The sequence below is a fragment of the Pseudomonas sp. nanlin1 genome, from assembly GCF_045571515.1.
Lineage (GTDB): Bacteria > Pseudomonadota > Gammaproteobacteria > Pseudomonadales > Pseudomonadaceae > Aquipseudomonas.
Genome location: NZ_CP124218.1, coordinates 5,163,286 through 5,189,565 on the forward strand (window position 1 = coordinate 5,163,286; position 26,280 = coordinate 5,189,565).

At 61.8% G+C, this 26,280-nt stretch carries 21 protein-coding genes and 1 tRNA gene; 11 read left to right on the forward strand and 11 right to left on the reverse strand.

Going from position 1 to position 26,280, the window contains the following annotated elements; all coding sequences use genetic code 11:
- Positions 1–135 precede the first annotated feature (135 nt).
- A complete protein-coding gene (glnL, locus tag QCL65_RS23800) occupies positions 136–1,221 on the forward strand; it encodes a nitrogen regulation protein NR(II) (protein ID WP_407313252.1) in 1,086 nt (361 codons plus the stop codon).
- Positions 1,218–2,654, forward strand: a complete 1,437-nt coding sequence (ntrC, locus tag QCL65_RS23805) for a nitrogen regulation protein NR(I) (protein WP_407313254.1) — start codon at positions 1,218–1,220, stop codon at positions 2,652–2,654. Before glnL ends, ntrC begins: the two co-directional genes overlap by 4 nt.
- Before the next feature lie 421 nt (positions 2,655–3,075).
- Here ntrC and QCL65_RS23810 read toward each other — a convergent pair whose 3' ends face one another.
- Entirely contained in the window at positions 3,076–3,519 is a 444-nt protein-coding gene (locus tag QCL65_RS23810; RefSeq protein WP_407313256.1) for a hypothetical protein, read from the reverse strand.
- Here QCL65_RS23810 and QCL65_RS23815 point away from each other — a divergent pair.
- A complete protein-coding gene (locus tag QCL65_RS23815; RefSeq protein WP_407313258.1) occupies positions 3,518–3,979 on the forward strand; it encodes a tRNA (cytidine(34)-2'-O)-methyltransferase in 462 nt (153 codons plus the stop codon). The genes QCL65_RS23810 and QCL65_RS23815 overlap by 2 nt on opposite strands.
- Before the next feature lie 74 nt (positions 3,980–4,053).
- Here the strand turns inward: QCL65_RS23815 and secB are convergent, their stop codons facing one another.
- The 3 genes from secB to QCL65_RS23830 are packed head-to-tail and all read right to left on the reverse strand — an operon-like array spanning position 4,054 to position 5,246.
- A complete protein-coding gene (gene secB / locus QCL65_RS23820) occupies positions 4,054–4,539 on the reverse strand; it encodes a protein-export chaperone SecB (protein ID WP_407313260.1) in 486 nt (161 codons plus the stop codon).
- Between the two features lie 37 nt (positions 4,540–4,576).
- Entirely contained in the window at positions 4,577–4,831 is a 255-nt protein-coding gene (grxC, locus tag QCL65_RS23825) for a glutaredoxin 3 (RefSeq protein ID WP_407313262.1), read from the reverse strand.
- A 1-nt stretch (position 4,832) separates the two neighbouring features.
- Positions 4,833–5,246 (reverse strand): rhodanese-like domain-containing protein, encoded by a 414-nt coding sequence (locus QCL65_RS23830; protein ID WP_407313264.1) that lies wholly within the window; start codon positions 5,244–5,246, stop codon positions 4,833–4,835.
- Between the two features lie 213 nt (positions 5,247–5,459).
- Between QCL65_RS23830 and gpmI the strand changes: the two genes are divergently transcribed.
- The 4 genes from gpmI (at position 5,460) to QCL65_RS23850 (ending at position 10,562) form a co-directional block, all read left to right on the forward strand.
- The gene (gpmI, locus tag QCL65_RS23835) at positions 5,460–6,995 is read left to right on the forward strand and encodes a 2,3-bisphosphoglycerate-independent phosphoglycerate mutase (protein WP_407313266.1); all 1,536 of its coding nucleotides are present in this window, start codon (positions 5,460–5,462) and stop codon (positions 6,993–6,995) included.
- Positions 6,996–7,126: 131 nt separating this feature from the next.
- Complete coding sequence (locus QCL65_RS23840) at positions 7,127–8,413, forward strand: murein hydrolase activator EnvC family protein (protein WP_407313268.1); 1,287 nt, start codon at positions 7,127–7,129, stop codon at positions 8,411–8,413.
- Between the two features lie 39 nt (positions 8,414–8,452).
- Entirely contained in the window at positions 8,453–9,781 is a 1,329-nt protein-coding gene (locus QCL65_RS23845) for a S41 family peptidase (protein ID WP_407313270.1), read from the forward strand.
- Between the two features lie 7 nt (positions 9,782–9,788).
- Positions 9,789–10,562: a divergent polysaccharide deacetylase family protein gene (locus QCL65_RS23850; RefSeq protein WP_407316998.1), complete on the forward strand. Its 774-nt coding sequence runs from the start codon at positions 9,789–9,791 to the stop codon at positions 10,560–10,562.
- On the opposite strand, the gene QCL65_RS23855 is transcribed toward QCL65_RS23850, so the two are convergent.
- The 6 genes from QCL65_RS23855 to QCL65_RS23880 form a co-directional block, all read right to left on the reverse strand.
- Positions 10,563–15,086: a hypothetical protein gene (locus tag QCL65_RS23855; RefSeq protein ID WP_407313272.1), complete on the reverse strand. Its 4,524-nt coding sequence runs from the start codon at positions 15,084–15,086 to the stop codon at positions 10,563–10,565.
- 251 nt (positions 15,087–15,337) lie between these two features.
- On the reverse strand, positions 15,338–16,108 hold the full coding sequence (gene hisF / locus QCL65_RS23860) for an imidazole glycerol phosphate synthase subunit HisF (RefSeq protein WP_407313274.1): 771 nt from the start codon (positions 16,106–16,108) through the stop codon (positions 15,338–15,340).
- 10 nt (positions 16,109–16,118) lie between these two features.
- Positions 16,119–16,856, reverse strand: coding sequence for a 1-(5-phosphoribosyl)-5-[(5-phosphoribosylamino)methylideneamino]imidazole-4-carboxamide isomerase (gene hisA, locus QCL65_RS23865; RefSeq protein ID WP_407313276.1), 738 nt, complete (start codon positions 16,854–16,856; stop codon positions 16,119–16,121).
- Between the two features lie 47 nt (positions 16,857–16,903).
- Entirely contained in the window at positions 16,904–17,542 is a 639-nt protein-coding gene (hisH, locus tag QCL65_RS23870) for an imidazole glycerol phosphate synthase subunit HisH (protein ID WP_407313278.1), read from the reverse strand.
- Positions 17,542–18,135 carry an imidazoleglycerol-phosphate dehydratase HisB gene (gene hisB, locus QCL65_RS23875; RefSeq protein ID WP_407313280.1) on the reverse strand — a complete coding sequence of 198 codons (594 nt, stop codon included), beginning with the start codon at positions 18,133–18,135 and terminating at the stop codon, positions 17,542–17,544. The genes hisH and hisB overlap by 1 nt, the downstream gene beginning before the upstream one ends.
- A gap of 153 nt (positions 18,136–18,288) precedes the next feature.
- Complete coding sequence (locus tag QCL65_RS23880) at positions 18,289–19,947, reverse strand: OFA family MFS transporter (protein ID WP_407313282.1); 1,659 nt, start codon at positions 19,945–19,947, stop codon at positions 18,289–18,291.
- Between the two features lie 634 nt (positions 19,948–20,581).
- On the opposite strand from QCL65_RS23880, the gene QCL65_RS23885 reads away from it, so the two are divergent.
- The 4 genes from QCL65_RS23885 to QCL65_RS23900 all read left to right on the forward strand — a co-directional run bounded on the left by QCL65_RS23885 (position 20,582) and on the right by QCL65_RS23900 (position 24,319).
- Positions 20,582–22,819 (forward strand): AsmA family protein, encoded by a 2,238-nt coding sequence (locus QCL65_RS23885; RefSeq protein WP_407313284.1) that lies wholly within the window; start codon positions 20,582–20,584, stop codon positions 22,817–22,819.
- Positions 22,816–23,883 carry an A/G-specific adenine glycosylase gene (gene mutY / locus QCL65_RS23890; protein ID WP_407313286.1) on the forward strand — a complete coding sequence of 356 codons (1,068 nt, stop codon included), beginning with the start codon at positions 22,816–22,818 and terminating at the stop codon, positions 23,881–23,883. Before QCL65_RS23885 ends, mutY begins: the two co-directional genes overlap by 4 nt.
- Positions 23,880–24,152: an oxidative damage protection protein gene (locus QCL65_RS23895; protein ID WP_407313288.1), complete on the forward strand. Its 273-nt coding sequence runs from the start codon at positions 23,880–23,882 to the stop codon at positions 24,150–24,152. Before mutY ends, QCL65_RS23895 begins: the two co-directional genes overlap by 4 nt.
- A 91-nt stretch (positions 24,153–24,243) precedes the next feature.
- Positions 24,244–24,319 (forward strand) — tRNA-Phe (locus tag QCL65_RS23900).
- A 125-nt stretch (positions 24,320–24,444) separates the two neighbouring features.
- Here QCL65_RS23900 and gabP read toward each other — a convergent pair.
- Positions 24,445–25,836, reverse strand: coding sequence for a GABA permease (gene gabP, locus QCL65_RS23905; RefSeq protein WP_407313290.1), 1,392 nt, complete (start codon positions 25,834–25,836; stop codon positions 24,445–24,447).
- Positions 25,837–26,280: the final 444 nt, after the last annotated feature.

The following is a 26,280-nucleotide window of genomic DNA, read 5'->3' on the forward strand; positions in this document are numbered from 1 at the left end:
ATTTGCTGCCATCGCGCTTCTTTTCGGAGCCTTGGTTTAGATTTTGCATTTTCATGTGTAACTGACGATTACCTATGCACGCGCCCGCGCAGTCCGGCGGGCGCGCAATGTGCCAAAAGAGGTCAACGACACCTGATGACCATCAGCGATGCACTGCACCGACTGCTACTCGACAACCTGACCACTGCAACGATTCTGCTCGACGCGGACCTGCGCCTCGAATACATGAACCCCGCAGCAGAAATGCTCCTGGCCATTAGCGGCCAACGCAGCCATGGCCAGTTCATCAGCGAACTGTTCACCGAATCGGCCGAGGCGCTGAATTCGCTGCGCCAGGCGGTCGAACAAGCACACCCCTTCACCAAGCGTGAGGCCATGCTTACGGCACTGACAGGGCAAACCCTGACCGTGGATTACGCCGTGACCCCCATCCTCAGCCAAGGCAACACCTTGCTGCTGCTGGAAGTCCACCCCCGCGACCGCCTGCTGCGCATCACTAAAGAAGAAGCGCAGTTGTCCAAGCAGGAAACCACCAAAATGCTGGTGCGTGGCCTGGCCCATGAAATCAAGAACCCCCTGGGCGGCATTCGTGGCGCAGCGCAGCTGCTGGCCCGTGAGCTGCCAGAAGAAAGCTTGAAGGACTACACCAACGTCATCATCGAAGAAGCCGACCGCCTGCGTAACCTAGTCGACCGCATGCTGGGTTCCAACAAGCTGCCGTCGCTGGCGATGACCAACATTCACGAGGTTTTAGAGCGCGTCTGTAGCCTGGTCGATGCCGAAAGCCAAGGCTGCATCACTTTAGTGCGCGACTATGACCCCAGCATCCCCGACGTCCTGATCGACCGTGAGCAGATGATCCAGGCGGTGCTGAACATCGTGCGCAATGCGATGCAGGCCATCAGTTCGCAAAACGAGCTGCGCCTGGGCCGCATCAGCCTGCGCACCCGGGCGATGCGTCAGTTCACCATTGGCCATACCCGCCACCGCTTGGTGAGCAAGGTCGAGATCACCGATAACGGCCCAGGCATCCCCAGCGAGCTGCAAGAAACCATTTTCTACCCAATGGTCAGTGGGCGCCCAGACGGCACCGGGCTCGGCTTGGCCATTACCCAGAACATCATCAGTCAGCACCAAGGCTTGATCGAGTGTGAAAGCCATCCTGGCCACACCACGTTCTCGATCTTCCTGCCGCTGGAACAAGGAGCCGCTTCGCCATGAGCCGTAGTGAAACTGTCTGGATCGTCGATGACGACCGTTCCATCCGCTGGGTCCTGGAAAAAGCCTTGCAACAAGAAGGCATGACCACGCAAAGTTTCGACAGCGCCGACGGGGTCATGAGCCGCCTGGCCCGTCAGCAACCGGATGTCATCATCTCTGATATCCGCATGCCTGGGGCGAGCGGGCTCGACCTGCTGGCGCGTATCCGCGAGCAGTTCCCGCGCTTGCCGGTGATCATCATGACTGCCCATTCCGACCTGGACAGTGCAGTAGCGTCCTACCAGGGCGGTGCGTTCGAATACCTGCCCAAGCCCTTCGACGTCGACGAAGCGGTGTCGCTGGTCAAGCGCGCCAACCAGCATGCCCAGGAGCAACAGGGCGGCGATGTGGCCCCCACGCTGACCCGCACCCCCGAGATCATCGGCGAAGCGCCGGCCATGCAGGAAGTGTTTCGCGCCATTGGGCGCTTGAGCCACTCCAACATTACCGTGTTGATCAATGGCGAGTCGGGCACCGGTAAAGAACTGGTGGCCCACGCCTTGCACCGCCATAGCCCACGCGCGGCATCGCCCTTTATCGCCCTGAACATGGCGGCGATCCCTAAAGACCTGATGGAGTCTGAGCTCTTCGGCCACGAAAAAGGCGCGTTCACCGGGGCCGCCAACCTGCGGCGCGGGCGCTTCGAGCAAGCTGACGGCGGCACCTTGTTTCTCGACGAAATCGGCGATATGCCGGCCGACACGCAAACCCGCTTGCTGCGGGTCTTGGCCGACGGCGAGTTCTACCGGGTGGGCGGGCATACGCCGGTCAAGGTCGATGTGCGCATCATCGCCGCGACCCACCAGAACCTGGAAACCCTGGTCAACGCCGGTAAGTTTCGCGAGGACTTGTTCCACCGCTTGAACGTCATTCGCATCCATATCCCACGCATGTCGGACCGCCGCGAAGACATTCCGACCCTGGCCCGGCACTTCCTCAGCCGCGCCGCGCAAGAGCTGGCCGTCGAGCCCAAGTTGCTCAAGAGCGAGACCGAGGAGTACCTGAAGAACCTGCCGTGGCCGGGCAACGTGCGCCAGTTGGAAAACACCTGCCGCTGGATCACCGTCATGGCCTCGGGCCGCGAAGTGCATGTCAGCGACCTGCCCCCGGAACTGCTCAGCCTGCCCCAGGACACCGCACCGGTGACCAACTGGGAGCAAGCCTTGCGCCAGTGGGCGGATCACGCCCTGGCCCGTGGCCAATCGAGCCTGCTCGACAGCGCAGTCCCCAGCTTCGAGCGGATCATGATCGAGACCGCGCTCAAGCACACGGCCGGGCGCCGACGTGACGCTGCGGTGCTGCTGGGCTGGGGCCGCAACACCTTGACCCGCAAGATCAAGGAGCTGGGCATGAAGGTCGACGGCGGTGACGACGACGAGGGCGACGACGCTTAAAGCGCCTGCGCCAAACGCAACGGGGGCCTGCTAATCGCGGCCCCCGTTTTTTTTAATCCACAACTGCCAAAAATCGCCTCTTTTGTGCACTGCCCTCGAATCATGCACCGCCTGAATGCGTGCTGAACCGGTTCAAATCCCTGGGCGGGCCCTCTTCGACTAGCTGTGTTCGGCCTGACTAATTTAAAAAATTATTTAAAATCATTAGGTTGCGACAGAGAATAGCTTTTTTCGACAACATTGAGGCACGTTGCAACAAAACTGGCACGTACGCTGCAATGTACTTAAGCATTACCCAGTTTCGGGGACCTTGGTACAGGCAGGCCGGGGAATCCCCTCTTTTACACCGGAGGCAGCGCGCGCAAAGCCCACCTCCACGCTTTTGGGGACCTTGGTACAGGCAGGCCGGGACTCCCCTCTTTTATTCCTCGCGGAGGCTGACACTCAGCCTCCAGCGGCCATCCTCTTCTTCATCCCACACCCAATCGCCGCGCAGCGGCCTGGCCGCGACGAATCTCAGCGCCAATATCCCCTCGCTGCGCCGCAACGTCCAATTGACCTGTTTACCGTTCAGCAACAGTTGCCCGTTGGCTGGCTTGCCGCGGGACTCGAAAAGCAGCGCCAGGGTGCCCTCCACCGCCTCGCTATGCAGTTCGGGCTGTTCGTTGAACCACAGTGCCAGGCCGCCATCACGAATCTGTACCTGAGCCAGCTCAGCAGGCTCCGGCGCCAGAATGCGGCCGATCATCAGCCCCACCAACAAACCGAACAGTGCCATGGACCCCAAAACCCGCGGCCAGAGTTTCTGCCGTTCTTTCGGTTCGGGGGTAGAATGCTGCCCGTCCTCACGTTCGGAGCCGTGCATGTTTCACGTCATCCTTTTTCAACCGGAAATTCCGCCCAATACGGGCAACATTATCAGGCTCTGCGCCAACAGTGGCTGCCATCTGCACTTGATCGAGCCGATCGGCTTCGAGCTCGATGACAAGCGCTTGCGCCGAGCTGGCCTGGACTATCACGAATATGCGCGCTTACAGCGGCACGCCGACTTGGCCAGTTGCCTGGCCAGCCTGGGCCAACCGCGGGTATTTGCTTTCACTACCAAAGGTTCGCGGCCATTCCACGACGCCACCTTCGCCCGCGGCGACGCGTTCCTGTTCGGCCCGGAAAGCCGCGGGCTACCGGCCGACGTGCTCGACCCGTTAAGCACGGAGCAACGTCTACGCCTGCCCATGCGCGAGGGCTGCCGCAGTTTGAATTTGTCTAACACGGTGGCGATTGCGGTGTACGAGGGGTGGCGGCAGCTGGGCTTTGCGATGGACTGAGCCGCGCTGTGGTAACGTGAAGAGATCGGGGGCAAGCGGAGCGCCGCCCGGCCCCCGATCTTCTATGGTCTACCTCAAACGCTAGGGGTCTCGCCGGCCTCTTGCATGCGCTGCAGCTCTTGGGCATACAGGGCATCGAAGTTCACCGGGGCCAGCATCAGCGCTGGGAACGAGCCACGGGTCACCAGGCTGTCCAAGGTCTCACGGGCATACGGGAACAGAATGTTCGGGCAGAAAGCACCCAGGGTGTGGCTCATCGAAGCGTCGTCGAGGTTTTTGATCAGGAAGATGCCGGCCTGCTGCACTTCCGCGATGAAGGCCACTTCTTCGCCGTTCTTCACGGTCACCGAGAGGGTAAGCACCACTTCGTGGAAATCACCTTCCAAAGGCTTCTGGCGGGTGTTGAGGTCCAGCGCGACACTCGGTTCCCACTGCTGACGGAAGATCGCCGGGCTTTTCGGCGCTTCGAACGACAGGTCACGCACGTAGATGCGCTGCAGGGAAAATTGCGGCTCGTTGTCTTGGCTCGCAGCAGCTTCAGTGTTGGTTTGCTCAGTCATAGCGGGTCCTTTTCAATTCTGGGTAGATAGGGGCAATTCAATTCTGTAGCAGCGCGTCGAGCTTGCCGGCGCGCTCCAGGGCAAACAGGTCGTCGCAGCCGCCAACGTGCAAGCTGCCGACCCAGATCTGCGGCACCGAGGTACGCCCGGCCTTCTCGACCATTTCTTTACGTACCTGGGGTTTGCCGTCGACCTTGATCTCTTCGAACGCTACGTTCTTGCTAGTGAGCAGTTGCTTGGCCCGAATGCAGTACGGGCACCAGTCGCTGGAATAGATAAGGACGTCGGCCATTTCACTTCACCAGGGGCAAGTTGTCGGATTTCCAACTGGACACGCCACCGGACAATTTGGCGGCGGTGTAGCCTTCTTTCATCAAGTCGCGGCAGACCGTTCCAGAATGCTGGCCAATGGCGTCGACGATGATCAGGGTCTTGGCCTTGTGCTTCTCCAGCTCGACCTTGCGCGTTTCGAATTTGTCTTGCGGGATGTTCAGCGAACCGACAATGTGCCCGGTAGCGAAATCCTTTTTGTTGCGGATGTCGATCACTACGCCCTGGTCGCTGTTGACCAACGCGGTCAGCTCACGGGAGCTGACGCTGCGGCCACCGCGGCTCATTTCCAGGGCGATCAGCATCACCAACAACACAACGAAGGCAGTGACCAGCAGATAGTGGGTAGTGGCAAATTCAATCAGGTGGGCGACCATCGGGCGGTTCCAGGGCGTTAAAATGGCGGCCAGTATACACAGCAGCCAAGGTGCGCCAAAGCCCGCCGGACGGAACCGTTGCCCCGGATGCCTTGTCTGTGCCAGTGGCCAGGCAATTGTTCAGCGCAATTGGTCATTGAGCCCGCGCATGGCCTAAAATGCGTGCTATTGGTGATACCCCCTTCCCCTGAACACAATAAGCGAGTGGGATTTATGACAGCCACGCCCAAACCTCTGGTTCTGATCATCCTCGATGGTTTCGGCCACAGTGAAAGCCACGAGTCCAACGCCATCTATTCGGCGACCAAGCCCGTCTATGATCGCCTGCTGGCCACCCAGGCCCACGGCCTGATTTCCGGCTCGGGCATGGACGTCGGCCTGCCCGACGGGCAGATGGGCAACTCCGAGGTGGGCCACATGAACCTGGGGGCCGGGCGTGTGGTGTATCAAGACTTCACGCGGGTGACCAAAGCCATCCGCGACGGTGAGTTTTTCCACAACCCAACGCTGTGCGCAGCAGTCGACAAAGCCGTGGCCAGCGGTAAAGCCGTGCACATCATGGGCCTGCTGTCCGATGGCGGCGTGCACAGCCACCAAGACCACCTGGTTGCCATGGCCGAACTGGCCGCGCAACGGGGCGCTGAAAAAATCTACCTGCACGCCTTCCTCGATGGCCGCGACACCCCGCCCAAAAGCGCCGAAAGTTCGTTGGCGCTGCTGGACGCCACCTTAGCGCGCCTGGGCAAAGGCCGTATCGCCAGCCTTATTGGCCGTTATTTCGCCATGGATCGCGACAACCGCTGGGACCGCGTGGCCAGTGCCTACAACCTGATCGTCGACGCCCAGGCCGACTACAACGCGCCCACGGCCCTGGCAGGTTTGGAAGCGGCTTACGCCCGTGAAGAGAGCGACGAGTTCGTCAAAGCCACGACCATTGGCGAACCGGTCAAGGTCGAAGACGGCGACGCTGTGGTCTTCATGAACTTCCGCGCCGACCGTGCCCGGGAGATCACCCGGGTCTTCGTCGAAGACGACTTCAGCGACTTCCCCCGCCAGCGCCAGCCGAAACTGGCAGGCTTTGTCGGCCTGACCCAATACTCGGCCAAGATCCCTGCCCCCGCCGCGTTCGCCGCCGGCAGCCTGAACAACGTGCTGGGCGAGTACTTGGCGAAAAACGGCAAGACCCAACTGCGCATCGCCGAGACCGAAAAGTACGCCCACGTGACGTTTTTCTTCTCCGGCGGCCGTGAAGAGCCCTTCGAAGGCGAAGAACGCATCCTGATCCCCTCGCCGAAAGTGGCGACCTACGACCTGCAGCCTGAAATGAGCGCGCCGGAAGTCACTGACCGCATCGTCGAAGCCATTGAGCAACAGCGCTACGACGTGATCGTAGTCAACTATGCCAACGGCGACATGGTCGGCCACAGTGGCGTGTTCACTGCGGCGGTCAAGGCGGTGGAGTGCCTGGACGTGTGCATGGGCCGTATCGTGGACGCCCTGGATAAAGTCGGCGGCGAAGCGCTGATCACCGCCGACCACGGCAACGCCGAGCAAATGTCCGACTCCCATACTGGTCAAGCGCACACCGCGCACACCACCGAGCCGGTGCCATTTATCTATGTCGGCAAGCGTGCATTGAAAGTACGCGAAGGCGGGGTACTGGCGGATGTCGCACCGACCATGCTGCACCTGCTGGGCCTGGAAAAACCGGCCGAAATGACCGGTCATTCGATCCTGGTCGAAGGCTGATTCGTAGCCCTGGGGCACTGTGGCAGCTGCGCCGGACCGGCGGGGCTGTCACATAGTGTTTACCGGGCGTTTTTTTTGCTGCCTGCGCCGGGCATACTAGGCCGGTCCTCTATCTGGTAATTACCCGCCCCATGCTTCGCGCCCTGATCATTCTCGCTCTAACCTGCTTGCTCAACCCGGCATTCGCCGACGAGCGCGCGCAGACCCAACAACAGTTGGACGCCACGCGTCAGGACATCGCCGAGCTGAAAAAACGCCTCGGGCAGATCCAGGAGCAAAAATCCGACGTGCAGAAAGACCTGCGCGGAACTGAAACCGAAATGGGCAAGCTGGAAAAGCAGGTGGAGGCCCTGCAAAAGGAACTAAAAAAGACTGAAACCGAGCTGGAACGGCTCGACGGTGAGAAAAAAAAACTCCAGGGCGCCCGCGTTGAGCAGCAGCGCCTGATCGGTATTCAAGCCCGTGCCGCTTACCAGAGCGGCAATCAGGAGTACCTCAAGCTCCTGCTGAACCAGCAGAATCCAGAAAAATTCGCCCGCACCCTGACCTATTACGACTACCTCAGCCAAGCACGGCTGGAGCAGTTGAAGCGTTTCAACGAAACCCTGCGGCAACTGGCCGGTGTCGAAAAAGACATCAACCTGCAGCAAGCGCAACTACTGGCGCAGCAAGGCAACCTGGCCAGCCAACGCGAAGAGCTCGACAAAGTCCGCGTGGAACGCCAGGAAGCCCTCGCCAAGCTGAACAGCCAGTTCAAAGAACGCGACCAGAAACTGCAAGCGCGCCAGCAAGACCAGGCCGATCTGGCCAAGGTACTCAAAACCATCGAAGAAACCCTGGCCCGTCAGGCCCGTGAAGCCGAAGAAGCGCGGCAGAAGGCCCTGCTCGCCGCCCAAGAGGCGGAAAAGCAACGCCAGCGTGAGGCCGAAACCGCAGAGGTGGCCCCGCAAACCGCGCCGAAACGCGCTAAACCGACCCCCGGCGCCATGGTTTCCAGCGTCGGCCAATCATTTGGCGGGCCTTTTGCTTCAGCCAAAGGCAAACTTCCATGGCCCGTTGATGGTCGATTGCTAGCACGCTTCGGCGAAACCCGGGGCGATGATGCCCGTACCAAGTGGGACGGGGTGATGATCAGTGCTTCGGCAGGCACCCAGGTGCACGCGGTGCATGGCGGTCGTGTGGTATTTGCCGACTGGTTGCGCGGAGCCGGGCTTCTGGTCATTCTCGACCATGGCAACGGCTTTCTAAGCTTGTATGGACACAACCAGACCCTGCTTAAAGGGGCTGGAGACGTAGTGAAGGCTGGCGAGAGCATCTCGACAGTCGGCAGTAGTGGCGGGCAAGACACACCAGCCCTGTATTTCGCAATTCGCCAGCAGGGTCGGCCCACCGACCCGGCGCAATGGTGCCGCGGCTAAGCGCGTCATCGCAAAACCAGGATTAGGAGTCCGTTCGACATGCTGCATTTGTCCCGCCTTACTTCGCTGGCCCTGACTGTCGCTGTCGCCGTGGCGGCCCCCATGGCGCACGCCGCCGAAGTGGTAGCGCCCGCTCGCGTGCCGACCCCCACGGTCGCCCCGGCCAAGGCCCCGCTGCCGCTGGACGAACTGCGCACCTTCGCCGAAGTCATGGACCGCATCAAGGCCGCCTACGTCGAGCCGGTCGATGACAAGACCCTGCTGGAAAACGCCATCAAGGGCATGCTCAGCAACCTTGACCCGCACTCAGCCTACCTGGGCCCGGAAGATTTCCAGGAACTGCAAGAGAGCACCAGCGGTGAGTTCGGCGGCCTGGGCATCGAGGTCGGCACCGAAGACGGCTTTATCAAAGTCGTCTCGCCCATCGACGACACCCCGGCCTCCAAAGCCGGCATCGAAGCCGGTGACCTGATCGTGAAGATCAACGGCCAACCGACCCGTGGCCAGAGCATGACCGAGGCGGTCGACAAAATGCGTGGCAAGATCGGTGAAAAAATCACCCTGACCCTGGTGCGCGCGGGCGGTAACCCCTTCGACGTGACCCTGGCTCGCGCCATCATCCAGGTCAAAAGCGTCAAGGCACAACTGCTAGACAACGGCTACGGCTACCTGCGCATCACCCAGTTCCAAGTCAAGACCGGCGAAGAAGTCGGCCGCGCCCTGGCAAAAATGCGTAAAGACAACAACGGTAAGCTCAAAGGCCTGGTGCTGGACCTGCGCAACAACCCCGGCGGCGTCTTGCAAGCGGCCGTGGAAGTGGCTGACCACTTCTTGACCAAAGGCCTGATCGTCTACACCAAGGGCCGTATCGCCAACTCAGAGCTGCGTTTCTCCGCCGACCCGGCCGATGCCAGCGAAGGCGTACCCTTGGTAGTGCTGATCAACGGCGGCAGCGCCTCGGCCTCGGAGATCGTCGCCGGCGCCCTGCAAGACCAGAAGCGCGGCATCCTGATGGGCACTGACAGCTTCGGCAAAGGCTCGGTGCAGACCGTCTTGCCTCTGAACAACGACCGCGCGCTGAAGATCACTACGGCGCTGTACTACACCCCCAATGGCCGCTCGATCCAGGCCCAGGGCATTATCCCCGACGTCGAAGTGCGCCAGGGCAAGCTGACCAGCGACCAAGACAGCGAGAACTTCAAAGAAGCCGACCTGCAAGGCCACTTGGGCAATGGCAATGGCGGCGCGGATCGGCCGTCCAATAAGGTGCCGACCGTCAGCAACAAGAGCCGGCCGCAAGACAGCGACTTCCAGTTGAGCCAGGCATTGAGCTTGCTCAAGGGGCTGAGCGTCACCCGCGGTAACTAAGGTGCGTTTGCCATGCTTGGGCGCACTGCTGTGTGCCCTGTTCGCTGCGCTACCGGCCCATGGTGCCGACGCCCGCGCCAGTAAGCCGGTGTTCCTGAGCTTGATCATCGACGACCTGGGGCAGAGCATGCCCCGGGACTCGCGCGCCCTGGCGCTACCCGGCCCGGTGACCCTGGCCGTGATGCCCGACACCCCACACGCCGCTGAATTCGCCCGCCTTGCCCATAAAAGCGGCAAGACGGTGATCGTGCACATGCCCATGGACCCGGCTGGCGGCCCATTCGCTTGGCAGGTCGGTTTGCCCCTGCCAGAACTGCAGCGGCGCCTGGAGGCCGCCTTGCAGGCCGTGCCGTTCGCTGCGGGCCTGAATAACCATGAAGGCAGCCGTATGACCGCGCAGCCCGACGCCATGGCGCTGCTGATGCAGCAATTGCAACAGCGCAGCCTGTTCTTCGTCGACAGCCGCACCAGCGCAAAAACCGTGGCCGCAGCCAAGGCCCAAGAAATTGGCCTGGCCAGCGTATCCCGTGATGTATTTCTTGACGACACCCGTACCGTCGAGGCCATCAGTGGGCAGTTGCAGGCGGCGATCAAGCTGGCGCATAAACAAGGCACCGTCGTGCTGATCGGCCATCCTTATCCGCAAACCCTGGAAGTGCTGGAGCGCGAGTTGCCTAAACTCAAGGCGCAGGGCGTAGAGTGGATTCCCCTGCGCCAGCTGATCGGCGAACGCAGCAACCGCGCGACCACTGCCCATGGTCGCGACGGCGTCTATCGCTAGCTAGTAAGGGAACCAACCATCAAGCACTACCGGCGTCACCCGCAAGCGGTTGTGCTGCGCCCAGGCCTGGGTATCAGCGGGTTCAGGCTGGGGGTATCCAGCCGCACGCTGCTCGGCCGTCGCCAACCACCCTTCGGTGAATGCCCCGCGTGCCGCGTCTGCGCTCGAATAAGCCAGGCGCAAATACCAGGTACAGGCGGGCGTGCCCTGGATGCGCACCTCGTACTCGTCGACGAAGCCGACATCGGCATGGGCGCTACGAGGGCCTACTAGGACCACCTCGGCCTTGCTGTTGCGTACTGCGAAGCGCAGGTCGGTTAAGGTTGGCCCCCGCGAACGAATGTAGTCCATACGCAGCGTGACACCCTCGCTGGCCACGTGCCGAGCATTATCGACCAACGATTGAATAGCCCGATTATCAGCCTCATCCAACTGGGTGATCCGCTGGTATTGCTTGACCAAGCGCTTGATCCGATAAAACAGGTCGTTCACCTGAAAGGTAATTTCCAGGCCCGTGCGATAAAACCGCCGACACCCGTTGATCCGCGCAAGTTCGGCTGCGCTGGCCTCAAGCATTTGCTGAGTACGCAGACGCATCTGATACCCGCTCTCCAAGGGCAGCAAGGGTTCTGCCGGAAGTTTTCGGGTGAGCACCCATTCATAGCTGCCGTCGACCCGGGCGAAAGTGTCGAGGCCGATATCAGCCACCTGCTGCTGTTCGCGAACCGTGGGGATGCCCACGAAGACTTTTGCCACCGCACGAATCAACTGGTACTGGTTGGCCACCGGTTGCGCCGGGTCAGGCGCCGCAGCAACGGCGCTGGTTGCATCGACCCACTGCCATGCGCTGCGTTCGAGGCCTTCGAACAAGCGTGCCAAGCGCCAAAAGTAACTCTCGCTACTGCTGACGGCCGGATAACGCCGGGCGTAGTGTTCGGCCATCCCCTTGATCTCACCATAGGTCTGCGCCGCCGCACGCATGACATCGAAGCGCTCGGTACGGGTAAAAAATTCCGGGTGGGTCATGATCACGCGCTCCGAGGCCAGCGCGCTGCTGTAAGCAGTGGAATACAAGCGGCGCGCCAACGCCACGCGCTCGGCGGCCTCGCTGATGGTGGTCTCCAAGGCGGTGAGGATCAGGGTTTCGATCCAACTCACCTTGATCGCGTCGGCAGGTATCGCGCTTTCCAACGCCGGCACCACGGCCTCGATGGCGTTCAACTGATCAAGTGTCAGGCCTTGGCCAAGGGCGTCACTGAGCAGACGCTCATTGGCCAGGGTATGGTAGTGAATCCGCTCCAGCACGGCTTCCTCTTGCCGGTAGAGCTCCAGCATCGCCTCCCGGGCAGCGGGCGTGGCGTTCAGTGGTATGCCCTGCATGCGGGTTTTCCAATAGTCGCGCAAATTGAGCAAAGCCAGTTCGTCCAGGTGGCGATTGCGCGCGTCGAGATGGGCACGCCGACGGTGCCGGAAATAGGAGGTGAGCATTTGCTGGCGTTCCACCACGTCGAACAGCCCCACGCGGTGCCCCGTCTCGATCTCGGTGTACATGCCATCGAGGGCCGAGACGACCCCCTCGCACTGCACAATGTAGTCACGAATGGGCGGCATGTAAGCCTTGACGCGGCGCTGGGCGGCCTGCAAGAGGTTCTGGAACGGCTCGGGGTTGCCCGCCTCTGCGGCGCCGCGCAACACTTCGGCTTCCAGGCGCAGGTTAGCTAACAGGCCCTGAAGCGAAGGCCGCAATACGTTGAAGCGGGCCTGGGCGGTATTCTCCAGGGCGATGGCCGCCGCCAAGCGTTCACGGCGGGCCGCGATCGCTCGCTCTGCCGAGGCCCTGGTCTGCTGCACCGGCTTGCGCACGGGTGCCCCGCCGCGCAGACGCAGCTTTAAATCCAGGTGCCAGCGGTGGTCGGCGTCTCGCTGGAGCCACGGCCCCTTCCTGGCGGGCACGTACGGGTCAACGATGACCACGCCGCCCTCTTCCTCTACCACCTTGAACCACATGACGCCGACTTGGGCATAGAGGTCATCGCCCAGCGCATGCAAGCCGGCGCGCTCGCCCTCAAGGATCGGCGCGGGCAGGTTGTCGGCCGGCGTTACCCGCAACACCTGCAGGCGCTCTGCCAAGGAGGTACTGGCTGGCGTTGGCACGGGCAGTTGTTCGAGGCTGCTGGCAAACCCTATCGGGGCGGCTGCTGATTCATGCGGGGCCGACGCGCTGGCCAGTAGACGCGGATCAGCGGGCAGCCTCAGGGGTTCATGGGGTGCCAGGGACTGCCCGATGAACAGGCTCGCGGTGGACACATTGAACAGCAGGTCGACAATGGCAGCCGCTTTTTCGTGTACATCGCCACTTTTCAGTGCAGCGAAGTCATGGTCCAGATTACTCATCAGTTGCAGCAGCCAACCCGCCGCCGCCAATGGCCCGCGCAACAGCGGCAGCACCACATTGAAGGCCAGCCAGCCGCCCTCCTGCAGAGTTTTCCAGCGGCTTTCCGTGTTGGACACGGACTGGTCATCAGCGAGCCCGACCCAGGCCGCGACATGGGCCTGATACAGCGCCAGTAGCAAGTCACCTACCACCGGCTGCGCGGACAACTGGACAGCCTCGCGAACAGGGACGAAGCCCGGGTCGTCGACGCCAATGCCCAGGTGGGGTTCGGCGAAACCACCGTGGGCATAAACCCGCTGCGCCTGTGCTGACATCCAGGCCAGCACGCTGTGGGCTAGCTCGGTATCGTCGCCAAGGGCAGCGATAAACTGCGTCACATCGGCAAACTCCTGCAAGCAGTGCTCGCCGAATGGGCGGTAGATCACCACCGGCCCGGTCATGTCCGGGGCCGCAAATACGAACATATTAGCGACAGGATCAGGCTGCGCCCCGCTGCCACTCAGAAACGCCAACGGCAACGCCACCACGGTCGCGGCCACAGTAGGGTCTGCGGGGGGCTGCAGCAGTTGGGCGACATAGCCATAGCCCACCTCGCTCAACCCAGCCTGGCCACGCACCTTCAACTCAAGGGCCAGCAGGGGCAGTTGGTGGCGTAGCTGATCGGCGTACAGGGCCTGCCGCCAACCCGACTGCGCGCTATCGCCGCCCAGTGTCGAAGCCACTAATGCCGGGTAATGCAGGCCGATGTCCAAGCGCTGGACCAGGCCACGCAGGTAATCGTTATCAAGGCCTTCGGGCAGTGCCAGGCCATCACGGTGGCCCACGGTCAGCGGCCCCTTGGGGAAACCGGCTAAGTTTTCCAGGGCGAGGTCGACTACAGTCCAGGTGCTTTTCTCGATCAAGCCCCACCCCCCTGGCACGCCCCCCGCGACGTGGGACGTGATCACCAGGGCGTCCGGATCCAAGCCTGTGGCTTGTGGGTAATCGGCCTGTAACGCCTGGCGGATCTGCGCGCTGGCGTAATCGCGCAGTGGTAGCAGGCCCTCATCGAAGCTTTTACCCGCGGCGCGTTGTTGCGCGGCGGCCAGGCCTGCCCAGTGCTGCTGGTAGCGAAGAACGTCGGCGCTGGCGGCTTGCTCGAGCCAGCTCGGCAGCGCCGCCGTCAGCCGCTCCCGGGTGGCGTCCGGGAGTATTTCGGTCTGGCTGAAATAGGCTGAAACGTCGGCCTGGTCGGCGAACGCCTTTTCCAACGCCTCGATGCTCAAGCCGGTGGCAAATTTGATCAGGCCGACAGCCCGCAACTGCTCATCGAGCACCAGCTGGGCTTGCATCAGGCATGGGTCACCGTGCACCTCGGCCCATTGCAGTTGCACCAACGAAGTGTCGTCGCCGCGCAGCTTGGCACTCCAGGCCGCCGTACACACTTCCTGCGATGGGTAGTGAGTACACCGCCCACTCAGCTCGCACAGCACCACATGCGTGCCTTGCACCAGCACCAGGGCGGCAGGCGCTGGAAGCGCGGAGCTGAGCGTGGCATTGACCACATAGGCCACCACAGCGGCGTCGGCATAGCGGCGCGTGCGCTCGGTTTTTTGCGGTGTCGCCAGCACTTGCCGAATCAAGGCGCGCACTTCACTCAGGCTGTCACTCGCCGCCCACCAGAGCTGCCGGTACACCGTCGCCAGCCACGTCAGGCGGGTGATGTCTGCGGCTAAAGGGGTCTGCCAGGTGTCGAGCACAGCCTGCTGATATTCGCGCACCAAGACACTGGGCAGCGCCTGCAAAAGGGCCTTGAGCGACTGCACGTCGAGGCGTTCATAACCGAGGGTGATGGGGTGGGGCAATTGAACAGTGAGAAAGCTGGTTAGCCCCGCCTTGGGGGAGAAGTCCGGCAGTTGGCCGCTGTCCAGGTAAGCCAAGGCCATGTCGGACAGCGACACGGCGTGCCAGCTTGCGTTGTCTTGGGGCAACGCGATCTGCAGGCGGGTCGCATCGAGCGAGACTTGGGGATACAGCTCGGCGAGCATCTTTTGCAGCAGCGGCGTGAGCACACTGCGCAGCGTCGGCAGGTCTGCGAACTGTTGGCGGACCAAGCGTGCGAGGGTGCTAGGGGGTGGCGTGGGGGACATGGCGGCAAGCCTCCTGAGTTGGCTCTGGAAAAACCAGATCAAATCAGCAAGGCCAGCCGCGCCGGCGCTACATAATTCTAGGTTCTGTACGTAAAGTGCCTGCGCGGCGATCATGCTGCGTTAAAAACAGGCTCGAGCGCGAGTCCGATCGGAATGCTCATTGACAACCAGTCAAGTCGAATGCGACTCCAACCGTTCCTCGCCTGTTTTTGCCTTGCCTGATCGCCGCTCGGCGACTTTCCGTACAGAACCTAGCGGACCACAATCCCCTGCTTGGCCATAAACGCCTTAGCCTCGGGCACGGTGTATTCGCCGAAGTGGAAAATACTCGCTGCCAATACGGCACTGGCGTGGCCTTCGATAACGCCGTCGGCCAGGTGCTGCAGGTTACCGACGCCACCGGAAGCGATCACGGGAATGCCCAGGGCATCGCTGATGGCACGGGTCACGCCCAGGTCGAAGCCGTTCTTCATGCCGTCCTGGTCCATGCTGGTGAGAAGAATCTCGCCCGCGCCCAGGCCTTCCATCTTCATCGCCCACTCCACGGCGTCCAGGCCGGTGGGCTTGCGCCCGCCGTGGGTGAAGATTTCCCAGCGAGGCGTTTCGCCGGGGCCCGACACGCGTTTGGCGTCGATGGCGACCACGATGCACTGCGAGCCAAAGCGCGCGGCGGCTTCACCGACGAATTCAGGCGTGAACACCGCGGCCGTGTTGATCGAGACCTTATCGGCCCCGGCATTGAGCAGGTTGCGGATGTCCTGCACCGTACGCACCCCGCCGCCTACGGTCAGCGGAATGAAAACCTGGCTGGCCATGCGCTCGACGGTGTGCAGCGTGGTGTCGCGGCCGTCGACGCTGGCGGTGATGTCGAGAAAAGTGATCTCGTCGGCACCCTGCTCATCGTAACGCCGGGCAATTTCCACCGGGTCGCCGGCATCGCGGATGTTTTCGAACTTCACGCCCTTGACCACACGGCCGTTATCGACGTCCAGGCAAGGGATGATGCGTTTAGCCAGGGCCATGGTCGTCTCCTCAGCCTTGGAAGGCGTCACACAGGGCTTGCGCCTCTGCGACGTCCAGGGTGCCTTCGTAGATCGCCCGGCCGGTGATCGCGCCGATGATGCCAGGGGCACGGGCGTTCAGCAGGGTCTGGATATCACCCAGGTTGTGAATACCGCCCGAGGCGATCACGGGGATCTTGGTCGCTGCCGCCAGGGCGGCGGTGAAGGGTACGTTGCAGCCCTGCATCATGCCGTCTTTGGCGATGTCGGTGTACACGATTGCAGAAACGCCATCGGCCTCAAAGCGCTTGGCCAGGTCGATGACCTGCACCGTGCTCACTTCGGCCCAGCCGTCGGTGGCGACGAAACCGTCTTTGGCATCCAGGCCCACGATCACTTTGCCGGGGAAGGCGCGGCAGGCTTCGGCAACGAACTCCGGCTGCTTGACCGCCTTGGTGCCGATGATCACGTAGCTCACGCCCGCTTTCACATAATGTTCGATGGTTTCCAGCGAGCGAATACCGCCGCCGATCTGGATCGGCAGGTTGGGGTAACGGCGCGCGATGGCGGTCACCACTTCACCGTTGACCGGCTGGCCTTCGAAGGCGCCGTTGAGGTCCACCAGGTGCAACCGCCGGCAACCGCCTTCGACCCACTTGGCGGCCATGCTCACGGGGTCGTCGGAGAACACCGTGGAGTCTTCCATACGGCCCTGGCGCAAGCGCACGCAGGCACCGTCTTTGAGATCGATAGCGGGGATAATCAGCATTGGGGTTCCTTTGTTCTGGGGAGCGACGCGCAGCGGCTGCTGAAAAACTACCAACGCCCATCCCAGGCCGCGAAGTTCTGCAACAGTTGCAGGCCGTGGGTATGGCTTTTTTCTGGGTGGAACTGCACGGCGAAGCGTGAACCTTCGGCCAACGCGGCGGCGAAATCGACGCCATAGTGGCCCCGGCCGACGACCTGGCTGGGCTTGCCCGCCTGCACGTAATAGCTGTGCACGAAATAGAAACGCGCCTGGTCAGGAATGTCGTGCCACAGCGGGTGGTCGACCGACTGGCTGACTTCGTTCCAGCCCATGTGCGGCACCTTCAAGTGCTCGCCGTCTTCCTGCAGGCCCTTGCCAAAAAACTTCACCTGGCCCGGAAACACACCAATGCAGTCGACGCCGCCGCTTTCTTCGCTGCTGTCGAGCAAGGCTTGCATGCCCACGCAAATGCCCAAGAACGGCCGGTCCTTGCTCACCTCACGGACCAGGCTGTCGAAGCCCAAGCGCTTGATTTCAGCCATGCAGTCGCGGATCGCGCCGACGCCGGGGAAAACCACCCGGTCGGCTTCACGAATGACCTTGGCATCACTGGTGATCAGCACCTTGCCAGCACCCACGTGCTCCAAGGCTTTGGCCACCGAGTGCAGGTTGCCCATGCCGTAATCGATTACAGCGACTGTTTGCATCAGAGCACGCCCTTGGTCGACGGCATTTGCCCGGCCATGCGCTCGTCTACCGCCACGGCCATGCGCAGGGCACGGCCGAATGCTTTGAATACGGTTTCGATCTGGTGGTGGGTGTTATGCCCACGCAGGTTATCGATGTGCAGGCTGACGTTGGCGTGGTTGACGAAGCCCTGGAAAAACTCCTGGAACAGGTCGACATCGAAGCCGCCCACCGTGGCCCGGGTGTAAGGCACGTGCATCTGCAGGCCGGGGCGGCCGGAGAAGTCGATGACCACCCGCGACAGCGCTTCGTCCAGCGGGACGTAGGCGTGGCCGTAGCGGAAGATGCCTTTTTTGTCGCCAATGGCCTGGGCGAACGCCTGGCCCAAGGTGATGCCGACGTCTTCCACCGTGTGGTGGTCGTCGATGTGCAGGTCACCCTTGCATTCGAGGTCGATGTCGATCAACCCGTGCCGGGCAATCTGGTCCAGCATGTGCTCAAGGAAAGGCACGCCGATATCAAATCGGGCCTTACCGCTGCCATCCAGGTTGATCGAGGCCTTGATCTGGGTTTCCAGAGTGTTGCGCTCGACATATGCCTTACGTTCGGCCATCACCAGCTCCGCAAAATCATTGGGCGAAAAAGGGAGCCATTATAGGCGGGCAGGCGCTAAACGGCAAAAAATCGGGGGCGGGGCCCCTCGCTGCGCCTAATTGGCGTAACGAGGGGCCCCGCCCCCGATTTCAGAACGGTTCAGCCCACGGTTTTAGTGGAACAGCACCGCGGTCTTTTGCAGCGTTACCCAGATACCCCACGCCAGCGGGATACCTACGGCCAGCCAGGCCACAATGGCCAGAGGCTTGGTCGACGGGTCGGCTTTCCATTCCAGCACGGTGGTGCTGTTGGCGCCTTTATCATGGCCCAGAGCCTGCTCTGCTTTGAGCTGCTCGTCGGTCATGAAGTACTTGTCGGCCACCGGACGCACCAGCGCGTTGCAGATAAAGCCCAGCACCAGCAGACCCGAGAGGATGTACAAGGTGATGTCGTAGGCAGCGGCACGTTCTACGCCGATGCTCAACTGGTACTCACGCAGGTAGTTCACCAACACCGGGCCCAATACGCCCGCTGCAGCCCAGGCGGTCAGCAGGCGGCCGTGGATCGCGCCGACCATTTGCGTACCGAACAGGTCAGCCAGGTAGGCGGGCACAGTAGCGAAACCGCCGCCGTACATCGACAGCACCACACAGAAGGCCGCCACGAACAGCGCGACGCTGCCCAGGTGGCCCAGGGTCGGCACCAACGCGTACAGAGCAAAGCCCAGGGCGAAGAACACGAAGTAGGTGGTCTTGCGGCCAATGTAGTCAGAGAACGAAGCCCAGAAGAACCGCCCGCCAATGTTGAACAAGCTCAACAGACCGGTGAAGCCGGCGGCGATAGCAGCGATCTGCGCCAGTTGCGCGGCGTCCAGCTGGCTGAAGGTCAAGTCATTACCCAACAGCTTGCCCGCGAACACTTCCTGCAGCAGTGGCGAAGCCATGCCGAGGATGCCGATACCGGCGGATACGTTCAGGCACAGCACCAGCCAAACCAGGCGGAACTGTGGGGTTTTCCAAGCGACACTGACGTGCACGTGACGGTTGGTGATCATCGCCGTGGCTTTTTTCGCCGGCGGTGTCCAGCCTTCAGGCTTCCAACCGGTTGGCGGCACACGGTACGACAGCGCGCCGCCGATCATGAACACGAAGTAGATTGCAGCCATCACCAGGAAGCTCTGCCAAACGCCCACGCCATCAGGGCCAGCAAAGTGGTTCATGAGCAGCGCGGCCAGAGGTGCACCCACCATCGCGCCGCCACCGAAGCCCATGATCGCCATGCCTGTGGCCATGCCGCGTTTGTCCGGGAACCACTTGATCAGGGTCGACACCGGCGAGATATAGCCCAACCCCAGGCCAATACCACCGATCACGCCCGAGCCCAGCCACATCAGCCAGATTTGATGGGTATAGATACCCAGCGAAGAAATCACCAGGCCGCCGCACCAGCACAATGCCGATACCACGCCAGCCTTACGTGGGCCTGCGTGTTCCAGCCAGCCACCCCAAATGGCCGCCGAGCAACCCAGGAAGATGAAGAACAGGGTGTAGATCCAACCGAGCATGGAAATCGGCCAGTCGCAGCTGGACGAGAACACTTGGGTCAGAAAGCTCATGTCCGGCGCGCAAGCTACCGGCTTGGTGATACCGATTGCCTTGGACAACGGCAGCCAGAACACCGAAAAACCATACGCCATGCCGATGCACAGGTGAATGGCCAGGGCTGCCGGCGGAACCAGCCAACGGTTGAAACCGGGCTTGGCAATGATGCGCTCCTTGGACAGGAACGCTGGTTGGGAGGCCACGCCGCCCCCCGCGATGCTGCTACTCATTTTTAGTATCCCCAGTTTGATAAGTGTGGCCCACCCGCAACTCACCGCCAGACCCCACCTTTACCCCAGTAGGTTCCACTCCATGGAGACGGCTCGCGACGATCCGTTCTGCCCACGATTTCGATGCACGCAAGAGCAAGCAATCGTTTTATCGGCAGCCATCCTGAAAACGCGACAAAAAACCGCACCAGGACCGACGAAGTGCGAGAGATTAACCACTTGCAACGCCGGTTGGAAGCAATCTGACATCAGTTTTTCACGCATTTTTCACACTGTTCAACCATAGAAGCTAAATCGCTAAATGCCCGACCATCCAGCGGGTAAACCCCTTAGCACAAACATCCCCTATTCAGAACTGTCTGAACCTGACGTACATAGAAGCTAAATCGCCAAATGCCCGACCATCCAGCGGGTAAACCCCTTAGCACAAACATCCCCCATTCAGAACTGTCTGAACCTGACGTACATAGAAGCTAAATCGCCAAATGCCTGACCATCCAGCGGGTTAACCCCGTAGCACAAACATCCCCCATTGAGAACTGTCTGAACCTGACGTACGTCCATCGCCCCTGCGGGGGGCCCGAGCGGTATACTCAGCGGCTAATTTCAGAATTCGCACTACAAGGACTCGCCTATGAAAGCGTTCGGCAAAATCCTCGGGCTCACGGTTCTTGGGCTGTTGCTGATCATTGTGGCGCTGGGCTTTGCCCTCACCCACCTCTTCGATCCCAACGACTACAAGGACGAGATTCGCCAATTGGCCCGTGACAAAGCCAATGTCGAGCTGACCCTCAAAGGCGATATCGGCTGGAGCCTGTTCCCCTGGCTGGGGCTCGAACTGCACGATGCCAGCGTGGCCACCTTGACCCAACCCACCACGCCGTTCGCCGACCTGCAGATGCTCGGCTTGTCGGTGCGCGTGCTGCCCTTGCTACGCCGCGAAGTGCAAATGAGCGACGTGCGCGTAGAAGGCCTGAACCTCACGCTGGAGCGCGACGCCAACGGCCATGGCAACTGGGAAGACATCGGCAAGCCCCTGCCGGAGCAAACCGTTGCCGCTGGCGAGGGTAAACCCGCCGTGCAGCCGAACACCGGCATGCCGGACGCACCGAAACCTTCGGCGCCCTCGCGGCCAGTCAAGCTGGACATCGACAGCCTGACCGTGAACAACGCCCGGGTGCAGTACAGCGACGTCAAAAGCGGCCGCCAGTATTCTGCTGAAAGCATTCAATTAAGCACCGGGGCCGTGCATGAAGGCGCGGACATCCCAGTCAAGCTCACCGCGTTTCTCGGCACTAACCAACCGGTCATACGCGCCCGCACCGAGCTGGCTGGCGAATTGCGTTTCGACCGGGTACTCAAGCGCTACCAGTTCGAAGACATGCGCCTGTCCGGCGAAGCCTCGGGCGACCCGTTGCAGGGTAAGACGGTCACCTTCAGCGCCCAAGGGCAACTGCTGGTCGACCTGGCCGCGAACGTCGCCGAATGGACGGGCCTCAAGCTCTCCGCCAACCAGCTGCGCGCCCTCGGCGAACTGCATGTGCGCGACCTGGACACAACCGCGCAACTCACCGGCGGCCTGTCCCTGGCCCAGTTCGACCTGCGCGCCTTCCTCGACGGCATCGGCCAGCCCCTGCCGCCCATGGCCGATGCCACCAGCCTGACGTCCGTGGAGATGGTCACGCGCTTACAGGGCACGCCCACCAGCCTGGCCCTGGAAGACCTGGGGCTGAAAATCGACGACGCCTCCTTCGCCGGGCGCATCGCGGTCGACGATTTCGCCAAGCAGGCCCTGCGCCTGCAGCTCAAGGGTGACCGCTTCAACGCCGACCGTTACCTGCCGGCGAAAAGTGAAGGGGCCAACAGCGCCAGCGCCGCACGCAAGGCCGAAGTCAGCAACAGTGAAGCCACCGCCGTGACTGGCAGCGGCGACTCCCCCCTGCCTGACGCGCCTACCCAGGGTGCCTGGAGCGACGACCGCCTGTTGCCCATCGAGCGCCTGCGCAGCCTCGACCTGCAAGCCGAATTGGCCCTGGGCCAGTTGACGATCAACAAGCTGCCGATTCAAAACGCCACCCTTAAAGCCCAAGGGCAAGGCGGCCTGCTGACCCTGCAAACCCTGGGCGGCAACCTCTACGACGGTACCTTCAACACCCAGGGCAGCCTGGACGTACGCCCTGAAGTGCCGCAATTGGCGCTGCAAACCCGCATCGCCCGAGTGCCCATCGAGCCCTTCATCAAAAGCCAGGGCGGCAACCCACCGGTCAAAGGCCTGCTGACCTCCAACAGCAACCTCACCGGCACCGGCAACAGCCAAAAAGCCCTGGTCGAAACCCTCAACGGCACCGCCAGCTTCGCCCTCGACGACGGCGTGCTGGTCAACGCCAACCTTGAGCAACAGCTGTGCAAAGGCATCTCGACGCTCAACCGCAAAAGCCTCAGCGACGCGCCGCGCGGCAAAGACACACCGTTCAAGAACCTCAAGGGCAGCCTGGTGTTTCGTAACGGCGTGGCCAGCAACCAGGACCTCAACGTCAGCATTCCGGGCCTGAACGTGAACGGCAACGGCGACATCGACCTGCGCGTACTGGGCATGGACTACCGCGTAGGCGTCACCCTGGAAGGTGAAACCGGTGCCGGTGCCGACCCTGCCTGCCAGGTCAACGAGCGCTATGTCGGCATCGAGTGGCCGCTGCGCTGCCGTGGCCCACTGGAGCTTGGCGCCAAAGCCTGCCGGATCGACCGCGAAGGCGTGGGCAAAATCGCCGCGCGCCTGGCCGGCGACAAGCTCAGCGAAAAGATCGAAGAAAAACTCGGCGATAAAGTCAGCCCCGAGCTTAAAGACGCGCTCAAGGGGTTGTTCAAACGATGAGCCCCGAGCAGTTTTCTTCGTCCGTGCTGGACTGGTTCGACCGCCACGGCCGGCACAACCTGCCCTGGCAACAGGGCATTACGCCGTACCGGGTCTGGGTCTCGGAGATCATGCTGCAACAGACCCAGGTCAGCACCGTGCTGAACTACTTCGACCGCTTCATGGCCGCCCTGCCCGACGTGCAAGCCCTGGCCGAGGCAGCGGAAGACGAAGTGCTGCACCTGTGGACCGGCCTGGGCTATTACACCCGCGCGCGCAACCTGCAGAAAACCGCCAAAATCATCATGGCGCAATACGCTGGCGAGTTTCCCCACGACGTCGAAAAACTCGTCGAGTTGCCCGGCATCGGGCTGTCCACGGCCGGCGCTATCGCCAGTATCAGCATGGGCCTGCGCGCGCCGATCCTCGACGGCAACGTCAAGCGCGTACTGGCCCGCTTCACCGCCCAAGAGGGCTACCCCGGCGAACCCAAAGTGGCCAAAGCCTTGTGGGCCACCGCCGAGCGCTTCACCCCCCATGCCCGGGTGAACGACTACACCCAGGCCATGATGGACCTGGGCGCCACCCTCTGCACCCGCAGCAAACCCAGTTGCCTGCTGTGCCCGCTGGAGCGCGGCTGCGAAGCGCATCTGCTGGGCCTGGAAACCCGCTACCCGATCCCCAAGCCGCGCAAAGCCGTGCCGCAGCGGCGCACCCTGATGCCGATGCTGGCCAATCGCGACGGCGCCATTCTGCTGTACCGCCGACCGTCCAGCGGGCTCTGGGGCGGCTTGTGGAGCCTGCCAGAGCTCGACGACCTGGACGACCTCGAACACCTCGCCGCCCAGCACGCCCTAGGCCTGGGCACGCCCCAGGCGCTGCCTGCGCTGGTGCACACCTTCAGCCACTTCCAGTTGGCCATCGAGCCGTGGCTGGTGCAGGTCGAAGAGTCCGCCCTGCACGTGGCCGAGGCCGACTGGCTCTGGTATAACCTCGCCACCCCGCCGCGCCTGGGCCTTGCCGCCCCGGTGAAAACGCTGCTCAAGCGCGCGGCCGACGTTTTGAACGCAGGAGAGCCGTCATGACCCGCACCGTAATGTGCCGTAAGTACAAAGAACAGCTACCCGGCCTGGAACGCCCGCCCTACCCCGGCGCCAAAGGCGAAGACATCTACAACCACGTGTCGCAGAAAGCCTGGGCCGACTGGCAGAAACACCAGACCCTGCTGATCAACGAACGACGCCTGAACATGATGAACGCCGAAGACCGCAAATTCCTCCAGGCCGAGATGGACAAGTACCTCTCCGGCGAGGAATACGCCAAGGCCGACGGCTACGTACCACCCTCGGAATAACCCAGTAAAAGCGTAAGCGCCGGTATTAATTAAATATTTTTCGATCTCATGCTTGACGACCCGTCGAAAAACCAGTTTAATGCGCCCCGTTGCCCAGATAGCTCAGTCGGTAGAGCAGGGGATTGAAAATCCCCGTGTCGGCGGTTCGATTCCGTCTCTGGGCACCACTAATACCGAAAAACCCCTGCATCGAAAGATTCAGGGGTTTTTTATTGGCCGTAAAAAAGATCGGGGCCGAGACCCCCGCCAGTAGCGAGGGGCCTCAGCCCCGATCTCCCCACCGTATAGCAACTTACCCCAGCGCCACACCCGCCCGCCGCGCCGCTTTACGGCGGCGATCGACGATCAGGCCGGCAACCACCACGCCAACGGTCAACAGCGCCGTGGCGATGATCTCAGGGCGGTTGGCTGGGCGGATGGCCATGACTGTCAGCACGCCGACGATAAACAGCATCACGGCATAGGTCAGGCCCGGGAACAGCCACATCTTGAATTCCAGCTTTTCGCCGGCGGCTTCTTGCTTTTGGCGCATGCGCAGTTGCGAGACGGCGATGACCAGGTACACCAGCAGCGCAATCGCGCCCGAGCTGGCCAGCAGGAAGTTGAACACTTCGGCCGGGGCCACGTAGTTGGCGAAGACCGCCAGGAACGCTGCGCTGGTGGACATCAGCACCGCTACGTTGGGGGTGCCGCTGCGGGTGGTGCGTTGGGCGATGGCCGGGGCGTCGCCGCGTTTGCTCAGGGAGAACAGCATGCGCGAAGCGGTGTACAGCGCCGAGTTCAGGCAGCTGGTCACGGCCACCAAGACCACGATGTCGACGATCAGCTTGGCATTAGGGATGCCGATCTGCTCCAGCACTGTCTGGTAGGACCCCACCTCGGCCAGGCGCGCGTCGTTCCACGGCACCAAGGCCACCACCAGGAAGATCGAGACCAGGTAGAACAGGAAGATCCGCCAGATGACCGAGTTGGTCGCCTTGGAGATCTGCTTGCCTGGGTCTTTGGATTCCGCGGCCGCGATGGTGACGATTTCCGTGCCCATAAACGAGAACATGGTGGTCAGCATCGCCGCGACCACCGCGCCCAGGCCGTTGGGCATAAAGCCGATGGTGTCGGTCAGATGGCTTACGCCGCTGACGTTGCTATTGGGCATCCAGCCGAATACGGCGGTCAGGCCGACCACGATAAAGGCCATGATCGCCAGCACCTTGATCAGCGCGAACCAGAATTCGAATTCACCGTAGTTCTTCACGCTGAAGAGGTTGGTCACCGTCAGCACCAGGGTGATCACCAAGGTAAACGCCCAATGGGGAATCGCAGGGAACCAGGCGGTCAGAATCGAGGCGGCGGCGTTGGCTTCCAGGGGAATCACCAGTACCCAGAACCACCAGTACAACCAACCGATGGTAAAACCGGCCCAGTGGCCGATGGCGCGGTCCGCGTAGGTCGAGAACGAGCCGGTGTCGGGGGTGGCCACGGCCATTTCCGCCAGCATGCGCATGACCAGCACCACCAGCGTGCCGGCAGCGGCATAAGCCAGGAGCACAGCGGGGCCTGCTTGGGCGATGGCGTGGCCGGAACCCACGAATAAACCAGCGCCGATCACACCCGCGATCGACAACATGGTGACGTGGCGCGGCTTCAGCCCTTGGGCGAGGTTAGTGGAGTTTTGCGGGTTGCTCATAAAACTACCTTTGAAGAATAGCGTTCTGTCCGGAGAGGGTTGCGGGGTCCTCGTAAAAAGAAAGCAACATCCCGTTCCTTATTTTTTACGCAATAATTACGCCAAACTGCAACAAAATGAGTCCAGGCCACGGCCGGCCGCGCCTCCATCGCGAACGGCAACCCATTGAATCTAATGGCAAATCGCCAACCCCTAGTGAATAGATTACGGTTCTACCCAGCCAAATCAGGTTTATTGCACCAATAAGTGACCTAGGTAACACTCGCGCACACTATCGGTGCAACTTGGTACCCCTAACAAAACTGGCTGCAATAAGCTTCGAACGGGCGAGCCGCCCAGCACTTTAGTCAATCTGGCGCTTTCCTCGCTTGGGCAAAACTGGCAACATCGCGCCTTTTTTTACGCTGAGCCCTGCGGGCGCTGCCATCTTGCTGCAATTTGGTG

What these genes read in the sequence shown, in the direction of transcription:
- QCL65_RS23845 (WP_407313270.1), top strand. Translation starts at nt 8,453, where the DNA reads ATGCTGCATTTGTCCCGCCTTACTTCGCTGGCCCTGACTGTCGCTGTC.
- secB (WP_407313260.1), bottom strand. Translation starts at nt 4,539, where the DNA reads ATGACTGAGCAAACCAACACTGAAGCTGCTGCGAGCCAAGACAACGAG.
- mutY (WP_407313286.1), top strand. Translation starts at nt 22,816, where the DNA reads ATGAGCCCCGAGCAGTTTTCTTCGTCCGTGCTGGACTGGTTCGACCGC.
- grxC (WP_407313262.1), bottom strand. Translation starts at nt 4,831, where the DNA reads ATGGCCGACGTCCTTATCTATTCCAGCGACTGGTGCCCGTACTGCATT.
- QCL65_RS23885 (WP_407313284.1), top strand. Translation starts at nt 20,582, where the DNA reads ATGAAAGCGTTCGGCAAAATCCTCGGGCTCACGGTTCTTGGGCTGTTG.
- ntrC (WP_407313254.1), top strand. Translation starts at nt 1,218, where the DNA reads ATGAGCCGTAGTGAAACTGTCTGGATCGTCGATGACGACCGTTCCATC.
- hisH (WP_407313278.1), bottom strand. Translation starts at nt 17,542, where the DNA reads ATGCAAACAGTCGCTGTAATCGATTACGGCATGGGCAACCTGCACTCG.
- hisA (WP_407313276.1), bottom strand. Translation starts at nt 16,856, where the DNA reads ATGCTGATTATCCCCGCTATCGATCTCAAAGACGGTGCCTGCGTGCGC.
- hisB (WP_407313280.1), bottom strand. Translation starts at nt 18,135, where the DNA reads ATGGCCGAACGTAAGGCATATGTCGAGCGCAACACTCTGGAAACCCAG.
- QCL65_RS23810 (WP_407313256.1), bottom strand. Translation starts at nt 3,519, where the DNA reads ATGCACGGCTCCGAACGTGAGGACGGGCAGCATTCTACCCCCGAACCG.
- QCL65_RS23855 (WP_407313272.1), bottom strand. Translation starts at nt 15,086, where the DNA reads ATGTCCCCCACGCCACCCCCTAGCACCCTCGCACGCTTGGTCCGCCAA.
- QCL65_RS23880 (WP_407313282.1), bottom strand. Translation starts at nt 19,947, where the DNA reads ATGAGTAGCAGCATCGCGGGGGGCGGCGTGGCCTCCCAACCAGCGTTC.
- gpmI (WP_407313266.1), top strand. Translation starts at nt 5,460, where the DNA reads ATGACAGCCACGCCCAAACCTCTGGTTCTGATCATCCTCGATGGTTTC.
- gabP (WP_407313290.1), bottom strand. Translation starts at nt 25,836, where the DNA reads ATGAGCAACCCGCAAAACTCCACTAACCTCGCCCAAGGGCTGAAGCCG.
- QCL65_RS23815 (WP_407313258.1), top strand. Translation starts at nt 3,518, where the DNA reads ATGTTTCACGTCATCCTTTTTCAACCGGAAATTCCGCCCAATACGGGC.
- QCL65_RS23895 (WP_407313288.1), top strand. Translation starts at nt 23,880, where the DNA reads ATGACCCGCACCGTAATGTGCCGTAAGTACAAAGAACAGCTACCCGGC.
- QCL65_RS23830 (WP_407313264.1), bottom strand. Translation starts at nt 5,246, where the DNA reads ATGGTCGCCCACCTGATTGAATTTGCCACTACCCACTATCTGCTGGTC.
- glnL (WP_407313252.1), top strand. Translation starts at nt 136, where the DNA reads ATGACCATCAGCGATGCACTGCACCGACTGCTACTCGACAACCTGACC.
- hisF (WP_407313274.1), bottom strand. Translation starts at nt 16,108, where the DNA reads ATGGCCCTGGCTAAACGCATCATCCCTTGCCTGGACGTCGATAACGGC.
- QCL65_RS23840 (WP_407313268.1), top strand. Translation starts at nt 7,127, where the DNA reads ATGCTTCGCGCCCTGATCATTCTCGCTCTAACCTGCTTGCTCAACCCG.